The organism is Thermogladius calderae 1633 (genome assembly GCF_000264495.1).
Taxonomy (GTDB): domain Archaea; phylum Thermoproteota; class Thermoprotei_A; order Sulfolobales; family Desulfurococcaceae; genus Thermogladius; species Thermogladius calderae.
Map to the genome: position 1 here is coordinate 1,319,469 of NC_017954.1, position 21,260 is coordinate 1,340,728.

At 53.7% G+C, this 21,260-nt stretch carries 20 protein-coding genes and 1 tRNA gene; 7 read left to right on the forward strand and 14 right to left on the reverse strand.

What is annotated here, in order from left to right; translation table 11 throughout:
* Positions 1-21 precede the first annotated feature (21 nt).
* From TCELL_RS07090 to TCELL_RS07110, 5 genes are read right to left on the reverse strand one after another with little or no spacing between them, the layout of a single operon-like run.
* Positions 22-825 carry an ABC transporter ATP-binding protein gene (locus TCELL_RS07090; RefSeq protein ID WP_014738057.1) on the reverse strand — a complete coding sequence of 268 codons (804 nt, stop codon included), beginning with the start codon at positions 823-825 and terminating at the stop codon, positions 22-24.
* On the reverse strand, positions 786-1,763 hold the full coding sequence (locus tag TCELL_RS07095) for an ABC transporter ATP-binding protein (protein WP_238529014.1): 978 nt from the start codon (positions 1,761-1,763) through the stop codon (positions 786-788). The genes TCELL_RS07090 and TCELL_RS07095 overlap by 40 nt, the downstream gene beginning before the upstream one ends.
* Positions 1,745-2,653: an ABC transporter permease gene (locus tag TCELL_RS07100; protein ID WP_014738059.1), complete on the reverse strand. Its 909-nt coding sequence runs from the start codon at positions 2,651-2,653 to the stop codon at positions 1,745-1,747. Before TCELL_RS07100 ends, TCELL_RS07095 begins: the two co-directional genes overlap by 19 nt.
* Complete coding sequence (locus tag TCELL_RS07105; protein WP_014738060.1) at positions 2,650-3,678, reverse strand: ABC transporter permease; 1,029 nt, start codon at positions 3,676-3,678, stop codon at positions 2,650-2,652. Before TCELL_RS07105 ends, TCELL_RS07100 begins: the two co-directional genes overlap by 4 nt.
* Positions 3,679-3,681: 3 nt before the next feature.
* Entirely contained in the window at positions 3,682-5,295 is a 1,614-nt protein-coding gene (locus TCELL_RS07110; protein WP_014738061.1) for an ABC transporter substrate-binding protein, read from the reverse strand.
* A gap of 168 nt (positions 5,296-5,463) precedes the next feature.
* On the opposite strand from TCELL_RS07110, the gene TCELL_RS07115 reads away from it, so the two are divergent.
* Positions 5,464-6,528: an ornithine carbamoyltransferase gene (locus TCELL_RS07115; protein ID WP_048163437.1), complete on the forward strand. Its 1,065-nt coding sequence runs from the start codon at positions 5,464-5,466 to the stop codon at positions 6,526-6,528.
* 38 nt (positions 6,529-6,566) lie between these two features.
* Here TCELL_RS07115 and TCELL_RS07120 read toward each other — a convergent pair whose 3' ends face one another.
* Both TCELL_RS07120 and TCELL_RS07125 read right to left on the reverse strand, forming a co-directional pair.
* Positions 6,567-6,929 (reverse strand): hypothetical protein, encoded by a 363-nt coding sequence (locus TCELL_RS07120; RefSeq protein WP_014738063.1) that lies wholly within the window; start codon positions 6,927-6,929, stop codon positions 6,567-6,569.
* 105 nt (positions 6,930-7,034) lie between these two features.
* Positions 7,035-8,336 carry an ArsB/NhaD family transporter gene (locus tag TCELL_RS07125; protein ID WP_238529015.1) on the reverse strand — a complete coding sequence of 434 codons (1,302 nt, stop codon included), beginning with the start codon at positions 8,334-8,336 and terminating at the stop codon, positions 7,035-7,037.
* A gap of 129 nt (positions 8,337-8,465) precedes the next feature.
* Between TCELL_RS07125 and TCELL_RS07130 the strand changes: the two genes are divergently transcribed.
* Together TCELL_RS07130 and TCELL_RS07135 are read left to right on the forward strand one after the other, a co-directional pair.
* Positions 8,466-9,206, forward strand: coding sequence for a hypothetical protein (locus TCELL_RS07130; protein ID WP_014738065.1), 741 nt, complete (start codon positions 8,466-8,468; stop codon positions 9,204-9,206).
* Between the two features lie 39 nt (positions 9,207-9,245).
* Positions 9,246-9,500, forward strand: a complete 255-nt coding sequence (locus TCELL_RS07135) for a TIGR00304 family membrane protein (protein ID WP_014738066.1) — start codon at positions 9,246-9,248, stop codon at positions 9,498-9,500.
* On the opposite strand, the gene TCELL_RS07525 is transcribed toward TCELL_RS07135, so the two are convergent.
* Positions 9,486-9,770: a hypothetical protein gene (locus tag TCELL_RS07525; RefSeq protein ID WP_014738067.1), complete on the reverse strand. Its 285-nt coding sequence runs from the start codon at positions 9,768-9,770 to the stop codon at positions 9,486-9,488. The two genes, TCELL_RS07135 and TCELL_RS07525, sit on opposite strands and share 15 nt — an antisense overlap.
* An 8-nt stretch (positions 9,771-9,778) precedes the next feature.
* On the reverse strand, positions 9,779-10,774 hold the full coding sequence (locus tag TCELL_RS07145; RefSeq protein ID WP_014738068.1) for a PP-loop family protein: 996 nt from the start codon (positions 10,772-10,774) through the stop codon (positions 9,779-9,781).
* A gap of 72 nt (positions 10,775-10,846) precedes the next feature.
* Here TCELL_RS07145 and TCELL_RS07150 point away from each other — a divergent pair, with 72 nt between their 5' ends.
* Entirely contained in the window at positions 10,847-11,761 is a 915-nt protein-coding gene (locus TCELL_RS07150) for a glycosyltransferase family 2 protein (RefSeq protein ID WP_238529016.1), read from the forward strand.
* 71 nt (positions 11,762-11,832) lie between these two features.
* Positions 11,833-12,105, forward strand: a complete 273-nt coding sequence (locus TCELL_RS07155; protein WP_048163444.1) for a hypothetical protein — start codon at positions 11,833-11,835, stop codon at positions 12,103-12,105.
* A 348-nt stretch (positions 12,106-12,453) separates the two neighbouring features.
* Here TCELL_RS07155 and TCELL_RS07160 read toward each other — a convergent pair whose 3' ends face one another.
* The 4 genes from TCELL_RS07160 to TCELL_RS07175 form a co-directional block, all read right to left on the reverse strand.
* Positions 12,454-14,367 (reverse strand): ABC transporter permease, encoded by a 1,914-nt coding sequence (locus TCELL_RS07160; protein WP_014738071.1) that lies wholly within the window; start codon positions 14,365-14,367, stop codon positions 12,454-12,456.
* Between the two features lie 12 nt (positions 14,368-14,379).
* Positions 14,380-15,483: an ABC transporter permease gene (locus TCELL_RS07165; RefSeq protein WP_048163446.1), complete on the reverse strand. Its 1,104-nt coding sequence runs from the start codon at positions 15,481-15,483 to the stop codon at positions 14,380-14,382.
* Positions 15,484-15,597: 114 nt separating this feature from the next.
* Positions 15,598-18,630, reverse strand: coding sequence for an ABC transporter substrate-binding protein (locus TCELL_RS07170; protein ID WP_238529017.1), 3,033 nt, complete (start codon positions 18,628-18,630; stop codon positions 15,598-15,600).
* Between the two features lie 50 nt (positions 18,631-18,680).
* Complete coding sequence (locus tag TCELL_RS07175; protein WP_048163449.1) at positions 18,681-19,523, reverse strand: hypothetical protein; 843 nt, start codon at positions 19,521-19,523, stop codon at positions 18,681-18,683.
* Between the two features lie 90 nt (positions 19,524-19,613).
* On the opposite strand from TCELL_RS07175, the gene TCELL_RS07180 reads away from it, so the two are divergent.
* Entirely contained in the window at positions 19,614-20,096 is a 483-nt protein-coding gene (locus TCELL_RS07180) for a hypothetical protein (protein ID WP_014738075.1), read from the forward strand.
* A 4-nt stretch (positions 20,097-20,100) separates the two neighbouring features.
* Here the strand turns inward: TCELL_RS07180 and TCELL_RS07185 are convergent.
* Positions 20,101-20,174 (reverse strand) — tRNA-Lys (locus TCELL_RS07185).
* A gap of 109 nt (positions 20,175-20,283) precedes the next feature.
* Here TCELL_RS07185 and TCELL_RS07190 point away from each other — a divergent pair.
* The gene (locus TCELL_RS07190; protein WP_162097845.1) at positions 20,284-21,198 is read left to right on the forward strand and encodes a metallophosphoesterase; all 915 of its coding nucleotides are present in this window, start codon (positions 20,284-20,286) and stop codon (positions 21,196-21,198) included.
* Positions 21,199-21,260 lie beyond the last annotated feature (62 nt).

Genomic DNA, 21,260 nt, shown 5'->3' on the forward strand with positions numbered 1-21,260 from the left:
TGCCCGCATCACATAACAATACTAAATGGATTCCATCATATAGCTTTTAACTAGGAGCCTCGTGTACTCGTGCCTAGGTCTTAAGATCACGTCTTCGAAAGAGCCCTCCTCGACCACTCGGCCCTCCCTAAGTATGACTACTCTGTCCGCGAGGTATTGGGCAACCGCGAGGTCGTGTGTCACTAAGAGAACACCGATCTTGTACCTCTCGTATATGTCGTTGATCAAGTTCACGATCTGGGCCTGTGTGGAGACGTCGAGAGAAGAGGTCGGCTCGTCTAGTACTAGATACTTGGGCTCGCCGACGATCGCCCTTGCTATTAGGATCCTCTGTTGCATGCCGCCGCTCAGACTCCTAGGGTAGAGGTCCAGTACATCCTCGTGAAGCCCGACCAGTTTGAGAACCGATCTCACCCTCTCCTCTATTTCCTTTCGCCGCATACCTGTTTTCTCCAGCGGCTCGATGAGGCTCGTTCTAATCTTTACCCTCGGGTCTAACGACCTGTAGGGGTCTTGCGGGACATAGCCGAGTTTTCTGACGCTTCTCAACCAGGACGCCCTGTCCCGATAAATGTCTCTGCCGTCGACGACCACTCTGCCTTTGACGGGCCTCAAGAGTCCAAGTATAACCTTTAGTAATGTCGTCTTACCGCTACCGCTTTCACCTATTACAGCGACCCTCTCGCCTGATCTTAAACACAAGTTCACGTCTTTCAGTACCGGTGTAAAGCTTCTCCTTATCGAGAGAAGAGACCTGGTTACACGATAGCCCGCTACAACTCCCTCTAGCTTAATAAAGCACTCTCCTTGATCAGGGGCCTCCAACACTTGACCACCCTCCCATCGACCTCCTGAGCAGGTGGAGTCTTGACACACTCGTCTCCTCTAACAGGGCACCTTTCGTAGAAGACGCAGCCCTCCATGACTTGACCAGGCCTAGGAGGCTCGCCGGGTATAGACTCCAGCTTCTTCTTGTAGCCCAAGACGGGGACCACGCGTGTCAAGAGCTTTGTGTAAGGGTGTAGCGGGTTCTCCAGTAGCTCTTTGGCACTGGACACCTCGACTATCTCGCCCCCGTACATCACTAGGATTTTATCGCAGATCTTGCCCGCCAGCAGGACGTCGTGCGTTATCAGGACGATCGTAACCCCGTACAACTCCTTGATCTCCCTGAACAACCTCATTAACTGTAGCTTGAGGTGCGCGTCTACGCTTGAAGTAGGCTCGTCTGCCACGAGGAGTTTAGCACCTGTAACCAAGCTTAAGCCTATGGCTACTCTCTGCTGCATGCCTCCGCTGAGTTCGTGCGGGTAGTGGTCTAGAACCTCTGTCTTTAGGTTTAGAAGTCTCAGGATTTCTGCGACTTTTTTCTTTGCCGTCTCCTCTGTAAAACCGTGGGCCTTCATAACACGCCAGAACTGGTCCCACACTCTCATATAGGGGCTTAGTGAGGAGCCGGGGTTCTGGGGTATGTAGGACACTAGCCGCCCCCTTACACCCTCGTAAAACCTCAGCTCGTCCTTCACGACTAGTTTGCCGAAAAGGTACAGCAACCCCTTCGTAACGGAGTACGGTGGTAGGACGCCCGCGATAGAGTTGCCTAGGGTGGTCTTACCCGAGCCACTTTCGCCGACTAGACAGCACACTTCACCCTCTTCTACACTGAAAGAGGCGTTCCTAACCACCAACACCAGATTATCGTCCTCGTCGAGGTAGCCGATGCTTAAATTCCTCGCTTCCACGGCTAGAACCACAGCCTCCACCTCCTCCTCAACTTCGGGTCGAGCTCGTCTCTTAACGCGTCGCCTACCATGCTAAAACCCAAGGCCGTTACCATGATGAACAGGCCGGGGATGAGGCTGATCCACGGCATTTTCAGGATGTAGTAAAATCCGTTCTGGGCTATTACACCCCAGTCCGGGTAGTCCGGGGGGAGGCCGAAACCTAGGAAGTTTATCGCCGAGGCCTCTAGTAGGACGCTCCCGAAATCTGTGACGGCCTGGACCACCACTGGAGGACTGGTGTTACTCAAGACATGTCTAAAGATTATCTTGTAGCCTGGTAGACCTGAGAGCTTTGACAGCGTGACGAACTCCATCTCGCATACACTCCTAGCGTATACGTTAGCAACTCTTCCATACCACGCCCACCACGTGAGAACCATCGCCATAACGACGACGTGTAGCCCGGGACCCAAGACCATTCTAAGCGGGACCGCTATCAAAATAGCCGGTAGTGCCAAGAAGACCTCTATCACGTAGTTTAGCACGGTATCGAGTACTCCTTTGTAGTACGCCGCGAATACCCCGACCGTCATGCCGATGACGAGGCTTAGCCCTACTACGAGTACGATCTGGAGCAGAGCCGTCGAAGAGCCTAGGAGAACCCTTGATAAGAGGTCTCTGCCCTTGTCGTCGGTACCGAATAAGTGTGCTAGGCTGGGCGGTTGCCCGGCTTGTCCCGTCTGGTTGATCGGGATGAGCCCCCAGCCTTCACTCGGATAAGGGACGACGAAGGGTGAGAGAAACGCCAGAACTGTAATGGCGGAGACGATGACGACTCCAACTCTAAACCTGGCACTCCTCTTCCAGGCCCTTGCCAGGTAATAAGAGAGCCCCCCTAGCGTGGTTGCCCGCTGGCTGGGCGCTATCACAGTACCACCCTCGGGTCTATCCAGGACTGGACTATGTCCGTGATAGTGTTCGCTAGGATGTAGAAGACGCTGATGACTATGAGTATCGATGCGGCGAGTTTAAAGTCGTTGGAGACCACAGCGCTCACGAGGAGACTGCCCAGCCCCTCCCTACCAAACACGTACTCGACGACCATGGCGTCCACGAGGCTGTACGCGAAGGCTAGACCCATCACTTGCGTTAAGCCGGGGACTGTACCCCTAAACGCGTAGTCCCATATAACCTCCCTCTTCTCGACGCCTAGAGCGACAGCCTGCCTGACGTAGTCCTCGCCCAGCGCTTCCGACATCATCACCCTCACGACCCTGATTCCAACCCCTGTGGGGTAGAGGGCTACGACGAAGGCAGGGGGTAGTATCCTCTTCAAGACGTCGAGGAATAATATGATGTCGCCTTGAAGCAACGTGTCAACGGTGTAAAAACCTGTTATAGGCTTAAACCCCAACATTGCTGCTAGCTTCGCGTCTATCCTACCGTAGGAAGATACGCCTAGTACTTCGGCGAGTATTAGGAAAACCGCCATGCTGGTCCAGAACGAGGGGGTGTTTGCGATAACGAACCCAACTGATTCTAGGGCATCCCCGCGAGGAGTACCCCTCTTAAGTGCCGAGTATACACCTAGTAAAACTCCGAGGGGTATACCAATCAAGTACCCGAAGATAAGAAGTTCGAGCGTCGAGGACAAATGGGCCCATATAGTAGCCAAAATAGGGGTCTTTGTTGAAATAGAGACACCTAGATTGCCCGTGAACACGTTGAGTATAAAGAGCGATATTTGGACGTAGAGGGGCTTATCCAGGTTTAGTTCGGCCCTAGCGACCTCGATCGCCTTTTCAGCACCAGGACCTCTAGGGTTGCCAGCCCACCTGGTGGCAGGGTCTCCGGGTGAGAATACGATAATAGCGTAGGTCACAACGATAACGCCGATTATCACGAGAAGGGAGTAAAAAAGGCGTTTCAAGACGTAGCCTAGGCTGACAGCCAAATACTATGCCACCTTCACGTACTGGTAAAATATAACGTACATGTACAGCGGGTTGATCGCTTCTTCGGGTATTTCGAGCCTCGGGTTGTAGACAAATACTTTCACCTCGTCCCACAAGTTGACGGCTACCCCATGGGTGAACAGTATCTCTTGGGCCTGCTTGTACAACTCCATGGCCTTCCCGTAGTCGACTCCTTCAAGAGCGAAGGACTGGTCTATGAGGCTGTTGAACGTCTCGTTCTCGAAGCCACTCCAGTTCCACTCCTTGCTATCGCTGTGGAACAGGTTGTACAGGTAGTCGTACGGGGATACCGTTGTCGGCCACCAGTCGTTAATGATCAAGTGAGGCGCCGAGTCCGGGTTGCTCCACACCGCTTTTCCAGCCTCTTTCATAGACTCCCAGCTCGCGGGGAGAAGCCTTACGTTGACACCTATCTGGGCTAGCGAGGTCTTGAGTATGCTCGCGAAGTCCTCCTCCTCAAGGTAGTCGGCTTGGTACATGAACTCTATTGTCACGCCAGGCCCTACACCGCTTTTCTCCAGGTAGATCTTTGCCAGGGTGAGATTCTGTTTGTAAGTCAAGCCTTCAACGAAACCCGGGAAGTAGTGTGGAACGTACCCGCTCCCTAGTAGCGCGTAACCCTTCATCGCCTGCTGAACAATCCTGTCCCACGGTATAGCATAAAGCACGGCCAGCCTGAACTCGGTCATGTTGGTCGGGTACCTCTTGGTATTGAAAACTAGGAAGTAGCTGTGGAAAGTCGCGAACTTTATGTACTTGTAGCCCCTGTTGACCAGGTCCTCTATGCTCGTCCGGGGGACACTCGTCACTATGTCTAGGCTCCCACTTACCAGCCCATTGAATTGGCTCTGCGGGTCTGTCACTATTTTGATTATCACCTTGTCGGGAGCCTTGTCGTTGCCCAACTGGTTCCACCCCCACCACTTGTCGAACTTCACCAGGACGACCTGGTTGTAAGGGTCGTAAGACTCGATCATATAGGGGCCTGTGCCCTCGTCGACACCCTTGTTGAACCACTCCCTCAACCGTAAGTCGGTGGGATCGGATACGCCAGCCTTTGCTAGGACACCCGGATTGAAAATGTAGGACGCGTAACTAGATGCTACTATTAGATCCAGTCTCTGGGGGTACTTCAACTTGAACTCAACAGTGTACTCGTCGAGAGCTCTCACCTCGTCTACCGCGTCCCATATAAACCCCGCCCCTATCCCGTACTTCTCGTAGACTTCTTTAGCCCTCGTTACACTGAGAACTACTGCAGTCGAGTTAAAAGGCGACCCGTCGTGGAAGACCACTCCTCTCCTCAAGTAGAAGACCCACACCGTGTTGTTCTCGCTAGACTCCCACCTCTCTGCGAGGGCCGGTATAGTCCTGTTATGGACGGGGTCGTAGTACAGGAGAGGCTCGTAAACGCTGCCTAGTACGACTAGGCCGGTGTCGTCCTCGAGGCTGGGGTCTATACCTGTTATCTTGTCGTTGTACGCGTAGACTACGACCCTTGTTTTACTTACGCCTTGTCTCATCGACACGAAGTACGCTGAGAGGCCTGCGACTACGACGATCACTAGTAGTGCGATTACTAGTGTCCTCCTCATAGAGCAACACTGTGAAACCCTAATCCCGCTAGGGTTTTAAAACGTGAACCCGACGGTCGCCCACGAAAATACCCTGGCCTCTTAGCCGCTGGGGACACGAAGGGACAGGCTATTCAAGTATTTAACCTCCCACCTAAGTAAGAGGGGTTTAAGCGGAGAGTGGGTGTCATGCCCTCGCTAAGGTACCTCGTAAGGGAGTTGAGTGGGAAAGACCTGATCTCCACGCTAGAGTGGAGTGACGAGGAGATCGACATAGCCCTGAAATTAGCAGCCGAGTTCAAACAGTTAGCGAACTACTACGGCGTCGAGGCTATCCCCAAGGTGCTGGAGAGGAAAGTCTTCTACATGCTGTTCTTCGCGCCTTCCACGAGGACGAGGGCGGCGTTCGAGTCCGGCATGTACTTCCTAGGCGGCCACGCTGCATACATCGACGCGACGACAACTAGAATGGCGTTCGGCAAACAGGAGAAGGCGGGCGAGGCTGTTAAGGACGTCGCCGCTATGTACGACTTGTACGGCCACGGCCTAGGCATCAGGATCCTGGACAAGGCCATTGACTACCTGTACGGGGTAGGCAACGCTTACATAAGGGAAATGGCTAGGGCGGCGAAGATCCCAGTTATCAACATGGCCGACGACATGTTCCACCCCACGCAGGGACTGGCGGACATATTCTCCTTCATTGAGAGGTTTGGGGACCCGCAGGGTAAGAAGTACGTGATAATGTGGGCCTACAGCCCGGAGATCAGGGGCTGGTGCAGCCCCCAGGAGGACATGATACTATTCCCGAGGTTCGGTGTAGACGTCGTCATTGCCAGGCCTCCAGGATTCGACCTAGACCCCAAGCTTGTTGAGAAGGCTAAGGAGCTCGCCAAGGAGCACGGCGGCTCCCTCGAGGTGACTGACAACCTACAAGAGGCGTTGAGGGGTGCTCACGCGGTCTTCCCGAGGAACTGGGCTACACCGACACTAGTCCAGGTCGGCTACAGCAAGTTCAAGGACGAGGAGCTCAAGATATACGAGAAGTACAAGAACTGGAAGGTGACAAGGGAGTTAATGGACTTGATGGACAAGCGCGGAGTCTTGATGCACGTACTACCGATATTCAGAGGCTACGAGGCGGACGAGGACGTCATCGACGACCCGAAGAGGTCGATAATCTACGAGCAGGCGGAGAACGGCCTGTGGACGAAGATGGCCGTCCTAGCGTTGACAATGTACGGAGTCAAGTAGCTCTCACAACGTTTTTTCTCTCCTCTCTTACTTCTAGCTCACTTAACGTAGTCCTCGAAGTCTACCTCCCTACCCTGCTTCACGAACTTGATCCTTAGCTCGGGCCTCACGTCGAGGCCGAGCCTTCTCAAGACTGCTAACACGGTTAGACCGTCAAGCTTGTCTATAATCCCCCTATTCAACATCTCATACAGCACGGAGACGACCACGGGGTATTCTCGCGGATACAACTGTTTCGTCTTCTCGACTAGTTCAAGCGCCCTGTCGTCGGACAGCTTACTGTAGACCACCCTCTCTGGATCAACGGGCTGGACTTCTCTCTCCTCCTTTTTCTGGGCCTGAGCGGAAAGGAGTCTCTTCAACATCTTCAACCTAAGTTCGTCGGGGAGTGCGTCGTCCAAGAATTACACCCTGCCCTCGTCCTATGCGAGTGCTTTACCACCTGTATATAGTCTAGATAAAACTTATGGAGACTCACGGCTTAAAACCCGCTCTACTAAAGTCGTCTAGGAGACTAAGCCTATGAGTTGTAGAGAGGCAAGGAATGCAAAGTATACAGCAATGTTTACCAGTGTCACTATAGCGCCGATCTTCGCAAACCTCGTGAAGGTGATGGTGATCCCCATCCTAGACTCGAGGTACTCTACGATGATGATGTTGGATGCCGCCCCGAGGATTGTCAGGTTCCCAGCTATCGTCGTGGACATCGCTAGTGTCAGCCAGGGTAGGTCTTGTTTTCCTGAGTAACCCGCTTCGTGAAGCTCGGTTATCATCAGCCTGGTGAAAGGCACGTTACTTATCAGCTGGCTCCCAACTACCGAGAGGGCCGAGATCGATAGAATACTGAGAGGTGTGTCGACCGGTTTTCCCGAAACAAACAGTGCTAGGAGGGGGTTTAGGAAGCCGCTTCTCCAGACCCCTTCCATGGTTATAAACATCGATATGAAGAAGACTATAGTGCCCCAGTCCACCTTACCTAAGACCTCACGTGGGTTCTCCGAGAACACATATATGGCCGAGGCGACGACAAAGGGGATAATCCCCCTCTCCTCTACGTAGGGGAGCCCCATCAGCTGTAGTAGATCGTTCACCACGAGCGCGGACACCGAGACGGCCAGCCCTATACCAGCCAGAGCAGCGTCTCTCCTGCTCTTTACCGTCTCCTCTGGGACGAGTAGTACCTCGCTCTTCCTCCCGTTTCTTACACCAAATAACTTCATCAAGATTAAGGGCGTGACGAGAAGGTTGAAAACAGTCGGTATAGACAAGTAGAGTACAAACTTCACGAAGGGCGCCGACATGCCAGACCTGACAGCGATTAGCATGTTCTGCGGGTTACCAATAGGTGTCATGACGGAGCCAATGGTCAAGGAGAAAGCCAGTAAGAGCATCATCATCTCGGAGTCGACGCCGATCGCTTTCGAGATAGTGTAGGCGATCGGCGGGCCCATCAACGCCACGGTGTCGTTGACAGCTAAGGCTGACAGGAGCCCAAATAACAGAGAGGATGCTACTACGAGCGACCTTTTTGTCTTGAACAGGCGTATGAACCTGCTCGCCATGTAGTCCAATAGCCCGGACCTCTCGGCTAGGCCTGTGATGCTGAACATGCCTATCAAGAACAGCACGACGCTGAAATCTATCACGCTGTTAAGCTCGTCGAGCCTTACGAGGCCTGATGCTACAGCAATGAACGCCGTGAATGTCATGATACTCCATATAGGGGTCTTCGGCCTCTTACCCCGAATAACCAAGGATACCATTAGCAACACTACTATGAAACCACCCGCCGCGAGCTTGACGTTCACTTCCTTCACCAAGCCTAACTATGAAGTGTGAGCTAGCTTAAAGGCGGGGCCCCCGCGATGACCCAGCAAAGGGGTCCCGCGGGCGATTCTCTAATAAGCCTTTTTAGACGCGAACTGTGGGATAAAATAATGCTCTGGCGGGACTCGGGGAACATGTTCGCGCTCTACGCTTCTATAGTCAAGAATCTCCGCGGGGTGGTCCTGTTCGATCTCGACGAAGAGGGTAGCTGGGACACTGTGGAGTGGTTGAGGAAGAGGTTCAAGTACAGGGACCTCGGCTTGACACCAAGACTCGTGGAGAAGTACAGGGACAAAGTCGAGAGGTACCTTCAAGGGAACCCCTTCAGAGAGCTGACGTTACCCATTACAGGGCTTGAGCGCATGGTGGAGCTCCTGGAGAACGGGGGCGTGTCGCGGGAAGTCTCCGAGCTCTTGGTGTTCTCTTCCGTCTACATTTCGCCAGCTATGTGTATTGGCGAGAGGTACTGCAAGGAAATAACGAGGCTTGTGGACGGAGCCGTTAAAGTGTGTAAGGATATGGGCGTAAACGGTTGGAAGCTACATCTAAGAATAGCAGACTACTCAATACTCGACTGGTACGAGAAGTGTGTTAAGACGTCTATGGACGTGATCAGGCGGAAAGACCCGCGTCTTTTGGAGGAGGTGCTCAAGGCTAGGGCCCAAATGATCGAGAAGGACAAGAAGAGGTACTGGCGGATTGATTGCCGCGATGGTAGGGTCTTTCTCGGCTACGTGGACTTGCTGGGACTGTACTATAGGCTTGGGCTGATCGACCGCGTCGACAAGCCCGACTATTCTACAAGCCTCGCAATAGTCCCCGTGGTATTCATACCAGGTGGTATGAAGTAGTTTTATAGTAAGGTAGTCTGCATTAAAGATCTGTTAGTGATGGGCGTGGTTGGAGTATTCATCGTAGTACTGGGAATAGCGATCAGCCTCGTAGGCTTCCTACTGATGCTGTTCGGGGCCTTACTTTCTGGGGAGGAGGATAGGGGAAACAGAGTAGAGGGTGGGGGTGTTCTGATCATCGGGCCGATACCCATCGTCTTTGGGACGAGTAGAAGGGCTGCCCTAGTAGCGGCGATTATCGGGTTAGTATTAGTGGCTGTAACCATAGCGTTCCTAGTGCTAACCACGTGGTGATGGTATGAGCGGCCTAACACGCATAGGCTTCCTGCTCTTCGTGGCAGGTATTGCAATGTCGATTGTGGGGGTTTTACTAGTAATCTTTGAGTCCTCGACGTCGGCTACCAACGTGTCGACAGGGTTCTGCGTAGTACTGTTCTTCGTTCCGATCTGCTTTGGCTCGGGCCCAGCTGGGGGTGTCCTGTTGGTCATCTCTCTACTGGTCGCTTTATTGATAGTAACCTCTACTCTCCTACTCGTAGTAATCTCGCGTAGACGCACACCCACCCAGTCGCCTAGCCTACCGAGCTAGGCTGGTCGCCGGATACCTGACGCGTTTCGCCCGCTACTGCCTTTCCGATAATCCATCTCCTAACCACGAGACCCATTGGCTGACCTAGGGCTCTCCTCGTAAACCTACAAAACGAGCACTCGGTCCCGCTACTTATGAGGCCGCAACTAGCACAGGCCTTCGGCTGGGCCTGCTCTGCCGACCTCATAGACATTGTTCTCCTAGCGTGAGACCTGAGTAGTGAGACCTTGAAGCCGGGTGACTCCTCCTCAGCCCTGTCGAGCAGTTCTCTTACATAGCTCTCGAGCCAGCCTACGTGCTTGAACGGGCACTTTACGCTCACGAACGGTAGTCCGTACAGCTTCGCAAAGGTCTCGACCTCGAACTCGTAGAACTCGTAGAGCGGCTTCACCTTTCTAGCGGCGAGCCCGGGAACCTCGTAATTAACGGGGGAGATCTTGTATAGCTGGTCGTAGTCCTGTAGCAGGAAGCTCTTCACTATGTACACGGCCATGTCGTCCCCGTGGTGAGCGGTAGCCAGCGCGTCGTAACCTAGGTCCATGGTGAGCGCGTTCAGTACGTACCTCTTCACCATGCCGCACACACTGCAGGGGCTTCTCTTGGTCTTCGCGACAAGCTCGGGGATGCCAATACCGTACTCGGAGAGGTCTACAATGAGGTAGTCTAGGCCGTGCTCTACACTGAACCTTCTCACGGTCTCCACGGATATCCTGGAGTACTCTCCTATGGCCAGGTTTACGTGGACTACGAGCATTTTCGCGAGGCCGGACTCCGAAAGAAGCTTGGTGAGGGTTACGCTGTCTTTGCCGCCAGAAACGCCTACGACAACCCTGCTACCTTTACCGAACATCTTGTACCTATTCACGCTTCTCTCTAGCTTGCGTAGGAGGTACTCCGCGAAATGCTCTCTGCAGAGGTTGAGCTTAGCATAGGGCAACCTCACAACGGCTTCCCTCTCGCAGTAGTGGCACTTTACCATGACGACACCTTGGTTCGGGGCACTAGCTTTTTACATAAACCTGCTGATAGACTTATCAAGGTGCTGCCTAGCTTGGGCAATGGCGTCCCGATGGACTTCGCCATCCTAATCCCCGTGCTGAACGAAAGAGAGGGGCTGGAGAAAACCCTTAAAGAGATAATCGAGTTGGGTTACGACCCGGCCAGGATTCTCGTCGTAGACGGAGGCTCGACAGACGGCACACCCGATGTCGCGAGGAGTTTCGGGGTGAGAGTGGTTCAACAAGAAGGGCGTGGTAAGGCAGACGCCATAAAGTCCGGCTTAAAGTACATAAACGACAGCGTAGTTGTAGTAATGGACGGCGACTACACTTACCCAGCCGAGCACATCCGAGACCTTATAAAAAAGGTCAACGAGGGTTACGACCTAGTAATAGGGGCCAGGAAGCACTTCGAGAAGGGGGCCCAGACCGCTGTCTACAGGTTCGGCAACTGGTTCCTGACCAGCATGTTCAACATCTTTTACGGCGTGAAACTGAGCGACGCGCTGAGCGGCATGTACGCGGTGAAAAAGCGTATCCTAGACGAGGTCGAGTTCGAGTTCAAAGACTTCAGCATAGAGGCCGAGATCTTGTCCCACACCCTCTCGACAGGCTACAAAGTAGCCGAGATCCCCATCAAGTACAGGAGGAGAGTGGGCAAGAAGAAACTAGGTGTTAGGCACGGCTTCACGATACTCTTAAGCATGTTGTTGCTGACATGGAGGTACAACCCGACTTTCACCGTGTTCTTACTCGGAGCCCTGACCCTAATACCGGGACTGTACTTCGACTTCTACGTGTTCCTTAAGTACTTTCTAACAGGCGTCATACACCACATTAGGGCCCTAGTAGGGGCCATATTCACGACAACGGGTATTGTGAGCTTCTCCCTCGCGCTGGCCGTATTCTACATGAAAAGAATGGAGGTGAGGTTGCTAAGGAGGATATCGCAGTACTGTCGTGACTGAGTCGTGGAAGTAACCGAGTCTAACAACACGTTTTTATCCCTTGAGATACTTTCTGAATATGGGGGTTACCAATGAACAGGGATCAAATGGTCGGGTGGGGTCTAGTCGTTGTGAGCATCGTAGTCATAGTAGTGTACGGCTACATACTTTTCATGACCCCCTACTGGGTACAACTACTCCAGTTAACAGCGATGATAGCTGTCCTAGGCGTGTTCGGAATACTGGCTTGGATCGGCTACACTCTTGCCACTACACCGCCTCCTAAGCCAATTGAAGAGATAGAGAAGGAGATAGAGGAGGAACTCAAGAAGCTGGAACAAGAGAAGTCGGGGACGCCTAGTTAAGCCGGCTATTAGAGCCGCTCTAAATTGCCACGGCTATCACACCGAGAGGTGTTTTTGCTAACTCCTTGAATCGAGAGCATAAAACACCTAGACTGGATCTATTCTCTACTAGGATGATGAGTTACTCCCGGTTAGATAGGTGAAGAGAACTTACCTGGCTGAAACCTCACCCCCGAGCAAGAGGCCATTACTCGAGGGGTTAGTGGTATTCGACGAGTGCTCACGAGCGTTTGAACGACAGATAATTACGTGCGGTTAGGGCTCGCGTGAGAAAGCGGGTGGCTGTCGACTTCGTGTCCCACGAGCACGTTAAAAACGCTATCGCGAAAAGTGCTTGCCTTACTCCCTCTACAGCGTCCTCAGCCTCGGCTCAACGATCCTCTCGATTGCTAGACCCACCAAAACGAAGGCCAGGCTTGTTATCGAGATCAGGATACCCGGAGGTAGGATCCACCACCACACGTCGTACCTGTTGGAGTCCCTTGCCCTACTGAGTACTGCACCCCACGTGGGGTACCCCGACCTTATACCCAGCACACTTAGACCCGCCTCGGTCAGTATGGCCGACGGCACTGAGAACACCATGGAGGCTACACCGTAGGCTGCCACCTGCGGTAGTATGTGCTTGAGGATCACCCTGCTGTTGCTCGCGCCAAGCGCTAGCGCGGCCTCGATGTACGGCTCCTCCTTGATGCTCAGGGTCATCGTCCTGACGGTTATCGCGAGGCCTCCCCAGCCGAAGACTATCAGGACGGTGATTATGGTCATCAGCACCATGAACGGGTTGTTGACGAACACCAACAACGCGATCTGGCCCAGCAGTATAAGGATCGGCAGGAGCGGTATGTTACCTATGACGTCAACGGTCCTCTGGATCGCCTCGTCGACGTAGCCTCCGTAGTATCCGCTTATGACGCCCAGTATCAGCCCTATCAGTGTTGTCGCCACGGCTGCCGTCAAGCCTATCGCCATGGCAACGGGGAACCCGTAGAACAGTATGACCGCTAAGTCTCTGCCGATGTCGTCTGTGCCTAGCAGTCCGAAAGCCGAGCCCTTGAATATAACACGCACGGTCTTAACAGGTAGCCCTGGCAGCTGTGACAGCGGGGCCTCCGTGGAGTAAGACACGATGACGTCTGCAGTGTACGTCCCCGTAAGCGGCTGCGTCTGTATTTCGATGTTGTAGTACTTTGTAGTCGTCTCGAAGTCGTTTATAACTTTCGAGAGCGACGTCATCGCGGAGGACAGGGCACTCGACATCTCTGGTGTGAGAGTGTTGTAGGCGACCGAGAAGGCGTAGGCCTGAGTCAAGTTGCCGAGCGCGGCGTATAGGTGTGGTACCATATCGGAGGGGGTCCTCGAGGTCAGCGCCGACCTCAGCTCTGAGAGGGCTCTGCTGAGGCTATCCTTGACCAAGTCAGAGCCAGGTGCGCCGGGAGTTACGCTGTTCGCGACTGTCTCAACCTGGTGGTATACCGGTAACAGGTCAGAGGACACGTTTCCGAGAGTCACGGTTACCTTGAGCTTCCCGAATATGTAGAACTGCGGGAAGCTCCTCATCAACGTCACAATGTTGTTGATTATCCCGAGCCTCACGACGGACAGCAGAGTCGCGTTATTCCCTATAACGCTGGATAGCTGCGTCTCGTTTATGTACTTCGACCCGAGAGCCTCAGCTATTCCACCGTAGTTGGTCGTCGCCAGTTTCACGTCGGTGGTAACATAGAGCCCAGTTATGTTGCTAACGGTCGGGGTCGAGGTTGTCAGAGTAAACGTCAGGTTGTCTGGCCTCGTCAGTTTAAGGACTATTGTCGGGGCGATCACCTTTGAAGTACCGTTTACCTGGACGTTGAACACGGCGACACCTTGTACCTTGACGAGTATGTCTTGCGGGTACTGCGGCTGTGTCAACGTGTACTTGACAGTGTATATGTAGTACATGAACCCGGCTTGCTCCATCGACGTAGTGGGCCTAGTTAATACGTTGACGCTCTGCGGAGCAACCGGCTGGCCCAAGTAGGCGACCCATGCTGGAGGGACTAGCAGGGGGTTCTCGTCCCAGAAGGACGGGCTCTCCCACATGGCAAGCAAGTTAGAGGGCATTGTAACGGTCGCTACCGCGGATACCCCGACGAGTACGAATAGTAGAGCGAGACCTACTTTACCCGTGCCGAAACTCCAGACCTCTTTGAGGCCTCCCCACAGCGGCTTGACGAACTTCTGCTTTATTAACGTGGTTAGAGAGGGCTGCTGAGCCGCCATAGCTAACCCACCCTACCTGTACCTGACTCTCGGGTCTAGGATGATGTACAGTACTTCTAGTAGCAGCCTTGCCAATATATACACTAACACTAGGATGAAGAAGACGCCCATAACAGTGTTCACGTCGCCTGTCGTGATGGCGTAGTACGTCAGCGTCCCCATGCCAGGCCAGTCGAAGACGGACTCCGTTATTATCAGCCCGCCGAGGGAGCCCGCGAGGGCGAGGATCACGTACGTCACTATAGGAGGGGCCATGACCCTCACGATATACTTTCTTGCTATATCCTTCTCGGGCAGCCCCTTCGCCTTGGCCACCATGACGAAGTCCTCTCGCACGATTCGCAGTACCATGGCCCTGATCGAGTACAACCAGGTGCTTAAGAACGCTATGACAAGTGTTATGACTGGGAGCGTCGCGTACCATGATATGTACAGCGTGTTGACCAGGGGGTTGCTCCAGAACGAGTTTATGTACGTCATCAAGGCTCTGTAGTTGGTCGGGAAGATCCTGAGCGTGTAACCGAAGACCGAGAGTAGGATCATAGCTAGCCACCAGACCGGGACAGCGTTGAAGAGCGCCGCGTAGCTGACTATGAGCCTGTCCCACAAGGAGCCGTGCTTATAGGCTATCCTGGGAGCTAAAGGTAGCGCTATCAAAGCACAGACGAGCTCGGCCACGGTGGCCATTAGGATAGTCCTCGGTAAGACGCCCGCTATCACGGTTATAACGGGCTGAGGTGGCAACTTACCTATTAACCCGGTTATCCCCTCCTGGTTAGTGTAGCCGAAGTCGAACTTGAGGCTGTTGAAGACCAGCTTCCACATCCTAATGTAGGGTGGAACCGGGTTGCCGTTGGCGTCTATGAGGCCGTAGTACTCCATCCAGTACTTTGTCATCTGGTTCTTGAAGTTCTGGATATCGGCCGGTGACGCGCCCGGGTGCGTCCTGGCGTATACCTGTACATCTGACTGCACGTTTTGCGTCACAAGTGCCTCGTATATCTTTTGCGCGAAACCAGTGCCCTCGAGTATAGCGGCTGTTAGTATCACTATAAGTATGAAGGCGATCGTGAGTAGTACCGCTCTCCTTAATATTACCCTACCAGTGCCCGGCATAGCCCTCACACCCGTACCGCTAATATAGGGAATTAGAAGGAGTATTTATACGTATCCTCTGGGCAGGACTGTATTAGTGTGGGTCGAAAAAATATTTATGTTAAAATTAGGACGTTACTTCCTTCTAGCTAGGCCAATACCGCTGACTATTAGAGTCACTACTACGAGTCCGAGAGTGGCATAGACTAGGTTCTGTAGCGTGGAGACCTGGCTCTTCAAAGCCTCCACGTCGCTGGCCGAAGCGGCTCCCTGTAGCGTCGTCTGCATGCTGGCTAGTGTGCTCTTTATGCTCGAGAGGTCACTGGATATGGAGGAGAACTGGCTGTTTGTCGAGCTCTGGAAGTTCGTCAATGTGGCCTGTGTTGTGTTGACAACGTTAGCCAGGTTGGTCAGCACGTCCGAGACGGTCTTGATGTTCTGGGTTAGAGCCGTCATGACAGTCTGGATCTGCTGCCCTAGCATGGCTGTGAGAGTAGAGTTCAACTGCGTTAGCTGGCTGTTAAGCTGGTTAATCTGGTTGTAGACGCTGGATATCTGCTGGTTCAAAGCGCTCTGTAGCTTATTCAACGCCTCTTGGTTCAAGCTCTGCATGTACTGGAGCGCCTCCGCAGTCGAGGCCGTGGTCAACTCTATCTTCTTCATGTCGGGCATCGCTACTATGTCAGAGTAAGCCAGGAGTATCAGGTAGTATGTGGTCCTGTAGTCTAGGTTGATCGTGAAGTCGCTTGGGAAGGAGATCAGGAACGCCGTCTGGTTGATCTGGGCTGCGTCGCCAGTCGACAGTATGTTGCCGGCAGCGTCCTTCAGTATGTACTCCAAGTGTAACGGTGGTATGCCGTTGACTATGACCGTCAAGTTGGCCGGGCTACCCGGCAGTATCTTACCGGGTATTACTGTGCTGAGAGTGTAGCCACCTATCAGTGTCGTGATGGGCTTGCCGAAGTACCAGTCGCCCTTCTTGAATGGGTAGGTCGGGTCTCTGAAGGCCTTGTAGACAGCCGTTTGCGCGTCTTTATCGAACTTGTCCATGTAGAACGGGCCCTGGCTTATCCAGGCATGACCATGGGCGTTGATCCAGTTCAGGTCGGCCTGAATCCTGGCGTTCCACTCGTCCATTGTGAGGAGGCCGTTCGCGTACGCGTTGGCCTTCGCAAAGACAGTCTGGTTGTTAAGGTACGTGGCAAGAGTGTTCTTCACCAGAGCCACGTGGTCGGGGTAGACAAGGCTGAACCACTGGTATCCCTTCCTCTGGTAGAGTACTAGGCTCGTCTGGTTCCTCTGGTCAAGTGCCAACTGCCACGTCACGGTGTGTATCTCGAGCGGGTTGGCTATGCCTAGAGTCGCCATCGCAGCTATGTAGTTGGTGTCGAAGAACCAGTAGTCTATGTAGACGATCAACCTCTTGTTCTGAGCGTCGAAGACCAGGCCCTTAATTAAGTCTAGTGTCGGCTTCAGGTTGCTCGCGATCCTGGGCTCCAGCGCGCTGTACTTCGAGTCGTAGGTTATATCGAATGCGTAGGCCCAGGCGGCCACGACGTCAGCCATTGTTATTGTCATACCGTTGTGCCATTTAGTACCGACCAGCTTGCTGAGGTCGAAGATGACCATGCTAGTAGCCTTAGTGCCGCTTGGCACGGGGACCCACTTCTTGGAGTTCACGTCCCATATAATGGCGTTAGATGGTACGTCCAGCTTGCCAGTGGGTCCCGCCGTCTGCACGACGTACGGCGTCCTGAACGGCATAGGCTCACCGTTGAATGGGTGGTTCCAGGTCAACGGGTCGTAAGTGGCGTACATCTGGTCAACGTAGTACACGCTCGAGAACCCACCCCAGTAGTTCCACGCGTCGCCCGCTGTGTAGACCCACAAGTGGCCTACGGTCAGGGCAGGCTTACCAGGTATGAACGCCTCTCTGACATTCCATATACCTCTCAAGCCGGCTCCCAAGTCCAAAGTAATGCCCTGTACCTGGTTTACGGTAACCCAGGTGTCTAGCCTGGTGGCGATCCAGACCCTAACGGACTCCTGTATAGCCATTTCCGTTGCCTTCCTATACAGCTGTACGAACTCGCTCTGGCTGGTGAAGTTGCCCGTGTAGATCCTGAGCGTGAGGTCGTCTATCGTGTCGTTCTGGTAGTTCCAGAAGGTTGGCTCCTGCCAGCCAGGCATGTATCCGAACCACGGGGCGGAGAACTGTGCTACTGTAGCGGTATCCCACCTGGTTATGCCGCCCTTACCCCAGCCCTCCGTGTAGATGTGCCACGCGAATTCCATCGGGTCGGTGGCGTACACGGTGTTGATCGCTTCGGTGAACCTCATCGGCAATACGTTCACTGTGAAGCCCAGCAGTTTTAGGTCGGTAGCCACCATGTTACCGATGTCGTTCCTCTCGTCCTCAACCCTGATAACGAAGTTTATCGCTATCGGCTTACCACCGTAGTACCATACACCGCCGATCTTCTGGGCGCCCACTGATGTCAGGACGCTGGTTATGATGCTGTCAGCGTACGATGGGTCGTACCTGAACTCGTACCTCGCCACGATGTCGGCTATTATCGTGTAGGTAGGGTCGTACTGGCTCAAGAAGGTGTACATCGGTACACCGAAGCCCTTGAGGATCTGCGAGACTATAGTGTCTCTGTCGACCAGGTAGTTCATGGCCCACCTAATCTGCTTGAAGGCAAACGGGTTGATACTGCTGGTGTTGGGGTTAGCGCCCAGCTCGACGATCGTCTGGTTGCCGGAAGTCCTGAAGCCCACGATAGCCGCCAGTGGGACGCCTAGAGCAGCCGCGGCCTGCTTTATGGTGAGCGTACCGTTGAGCGTTATGACTGAGACCGGTGCCGGGTTAAGTATCAGGTCTATTAAACCGGCCGGCGCCTGATAGAGCACCGCGTTAGGGACGTCCTGCTGTATCTTCTGGGCCTGTAGGGGTCTCAGAGCGAAGTAGTACATGTCGATCTGGTTGTTCTTGATCGCGTCGGGGACCTGCTCTATAGCGACCCTTATGAAGGTGATCTGGTCAGATGCTGGGCCTGGCTGAACCTGCTGAGCGGCTCCCAGATTTGCTAGAGGGATTATAGCGATCAATATTATAGCCAATAGTATAGAGGAGACTCTCGTGACGAGTCGCATGCACTGCACCACATTTATTGGAATACGCGTTGAATATATAAACATTTTGTGCTTTGATCGACTCACCCACCTGTCTTCCACCTAGAATAAGTGTACAACGCCACTGGAATTGCTAGTAGTCCTGCGATAACAGGCATATTGTCTTTTAGAGACAAGTACGTTGAAGAGCCGTCAACTCTCGCTGTCAGGAAAAACACGCGGGCGTACAAGACGGGGTGTACAGCAGTGTAATTCCCTACGAGGTGAATGCTCGTAGAGGAGCGTGGTCGCAGATACAGTTTTTCTTGGACGGATGTTCCATTAGCAGAGGCCGCGTTCAATACACCGTACACGTCGAAACCTAGATTGTTGGTCACAGTGACAACCGGGCTATCGATGTAGATTGTGAGATTCGAGTAGACAGTGGCGTAGCCGGCCTGGTGGAAGAGGAGTAGGTAACTCCCGTTACCAAAACTCACCATCCCGCTAGGCGGCATCGGGGCTAGATAGAGGGCCGGGAGCTTAACCAGTACACGTAATCCCGTGTTCAACGGTATATCGGCCATACTCTTGTTGAGGCGGATGCACGAGCCCCCTATATCATCGTAGAAAGAGAGGTTTGTGTAATACCTGAAAGACGCCAGCCTGTACTCTGCTGAAGAGTTGCCCGTGTATAAGTACACGTAGACCGGTACGTCGAGCGGATCACCCGTTTGGGGTTGCAAGTAGAGAGTCACGTTCTCAACGTAGAAGCAGTAGTAAACATCCTCGTAACTCAGAGAAACTGGCGCCCCCTCACTACTCAGAGTCACCTGCGGAGTAAACCACAGGGCGGCGATTAAGAGGAGATAAACTATCACCGGTTTAGCGAGCACAGCTTTCAAGGTACGCGGGCGGGCCCGCTTCCTACTTTTCTTCGCAGGCATGTTTAGACCTCGTCGCGTCGATACGCTTAAATAAAGATTATGGGAGGGTTAGTATTTATTGACGCTGAAACAGGTTTGCCGGGTGGAAGATTGAGGACCTCAGTAGCTTTTTTCATTGTCGCGATCGCGCTACTCGTGGGTTCGAACCTGTTGTCCATAGAGGCGTCGAGAGAAGTACTTGTGACCAAGGAGTCTGTTTTCGACGTACTCGTCTCAAACCCTCCCCGCTTCTTCCACCTGCTCTCGATGCTCAACGAGACAGTCCCCCTTGAAGCCCCCTGTAGCTTGACTATCCACAACCGAGGCAATAATAGTGTCAGAGTGAACATCACTCCTAGCAACATGTCCTCGATAAACCTGAGTATCCCACCCGGGGGGAGTACGACATCGTCTTTCAACGACTCGAACATCTACATAGAAGTCGCTGACCCGGGTACTCTCGTGTTCGCCTACAAGACCTCGTTCGAGACACGCCCACACGCCATCCTCGTTATACCGGCGATCCTTCTCTTCGTGCTGGGCTCCGTAACGCTGATACTGGCAGTCGTAACCTACGTTTACGAGAGAGAATGAGGAGCGGGCCCGCCGGGATTTGAACCCGGGACCTACGGGTTAAGAGCCCGCCGCTCTACCAGGCTGAGCTACGGGCCCACCATCCCAATTCCTTAAATGAACGGGGCTTTTATATTTAACCCGCCTCTTCGTGGTTGCTTCCCAGGATTACGTCTCAGGCGTGAAGAATAATAAGATTTTTGACCAGTTGATCGAGTCTGAAAGGTGTCTGGCTCTGGTCGGGACTAAGCCAAGCCTTTACAAGCTGGTCGACGGGCTGTACATCTACCCCGGGCTCCCCTTCGCCTACTTGAGCGAGCTGGACGCCCTGGTCATGTCGGACCTCCACCTCGGCTTTGAAGAGGCGGCCGCAAAGGGCCTTGAATACAGCCTGAGGGGGAGGAGCGGGTACGCTGGCGTGTTCCTGCCCAGGATCCAGTTCAGGCGCACCGTAGAGATGCTCGCGAGGGCTTTCAAGATTCGGAGGCCGGGTAGGGTCATCATAAACGGGGACCTGAAGCACGCTTTTGACAGGCTACTGAGGCAGGAGAAGGAGGAGGTGTCGAGGTTGATCGACTTTATAAGAGAGGGCGGCGTCGACGAGGTTACGGTCGTCCGAGGGAACCACGACAACTTCGTCAAGAGAGTTCTCGAGGAAAAGGACGTGTTAATCGTCGACTCCATCGAGACCAGTAGCGGGTTCCTCATCACCCACGGCCACTTGGACGTAGACCCCTCGCGCTACAGCCATGTCGTGATAGGGCACGAGCACCCCAGCATACGCTGCTTCGGGGGGAAGATGCCTGTCTTCTTAAGGATGCCGTTGACCGGAGGGGGCGAGCTAGTAGTGTTGCCTGCCACGGGGCCCTACCACCCGGGTACGACGTTTTCACTGTCGAGAGAAGACTACCTGTCCCCGCTGATCAGGAAGTACGGCGTCCTGGAAGAGGCGAGCTTTGTGGCCTGGGTCGAGACGAGCTACACGGGCCCCGCCCTGTCAGATGCCGACGTTAGCAGGCACGAAAAGCTCGTCGGGCTTAGCGAGTACAGGTTTGACAGCTCCATTGTCACGCTAGTCCACATCGAAAACCCGGTGCTGTTACAGGCCTTATGCGAGTTCTGAGAGTAGTCAGCCAATCGACCCTTCTTCACGCGGTCTGCTTATGTCGGCCTCATCACTCAGGC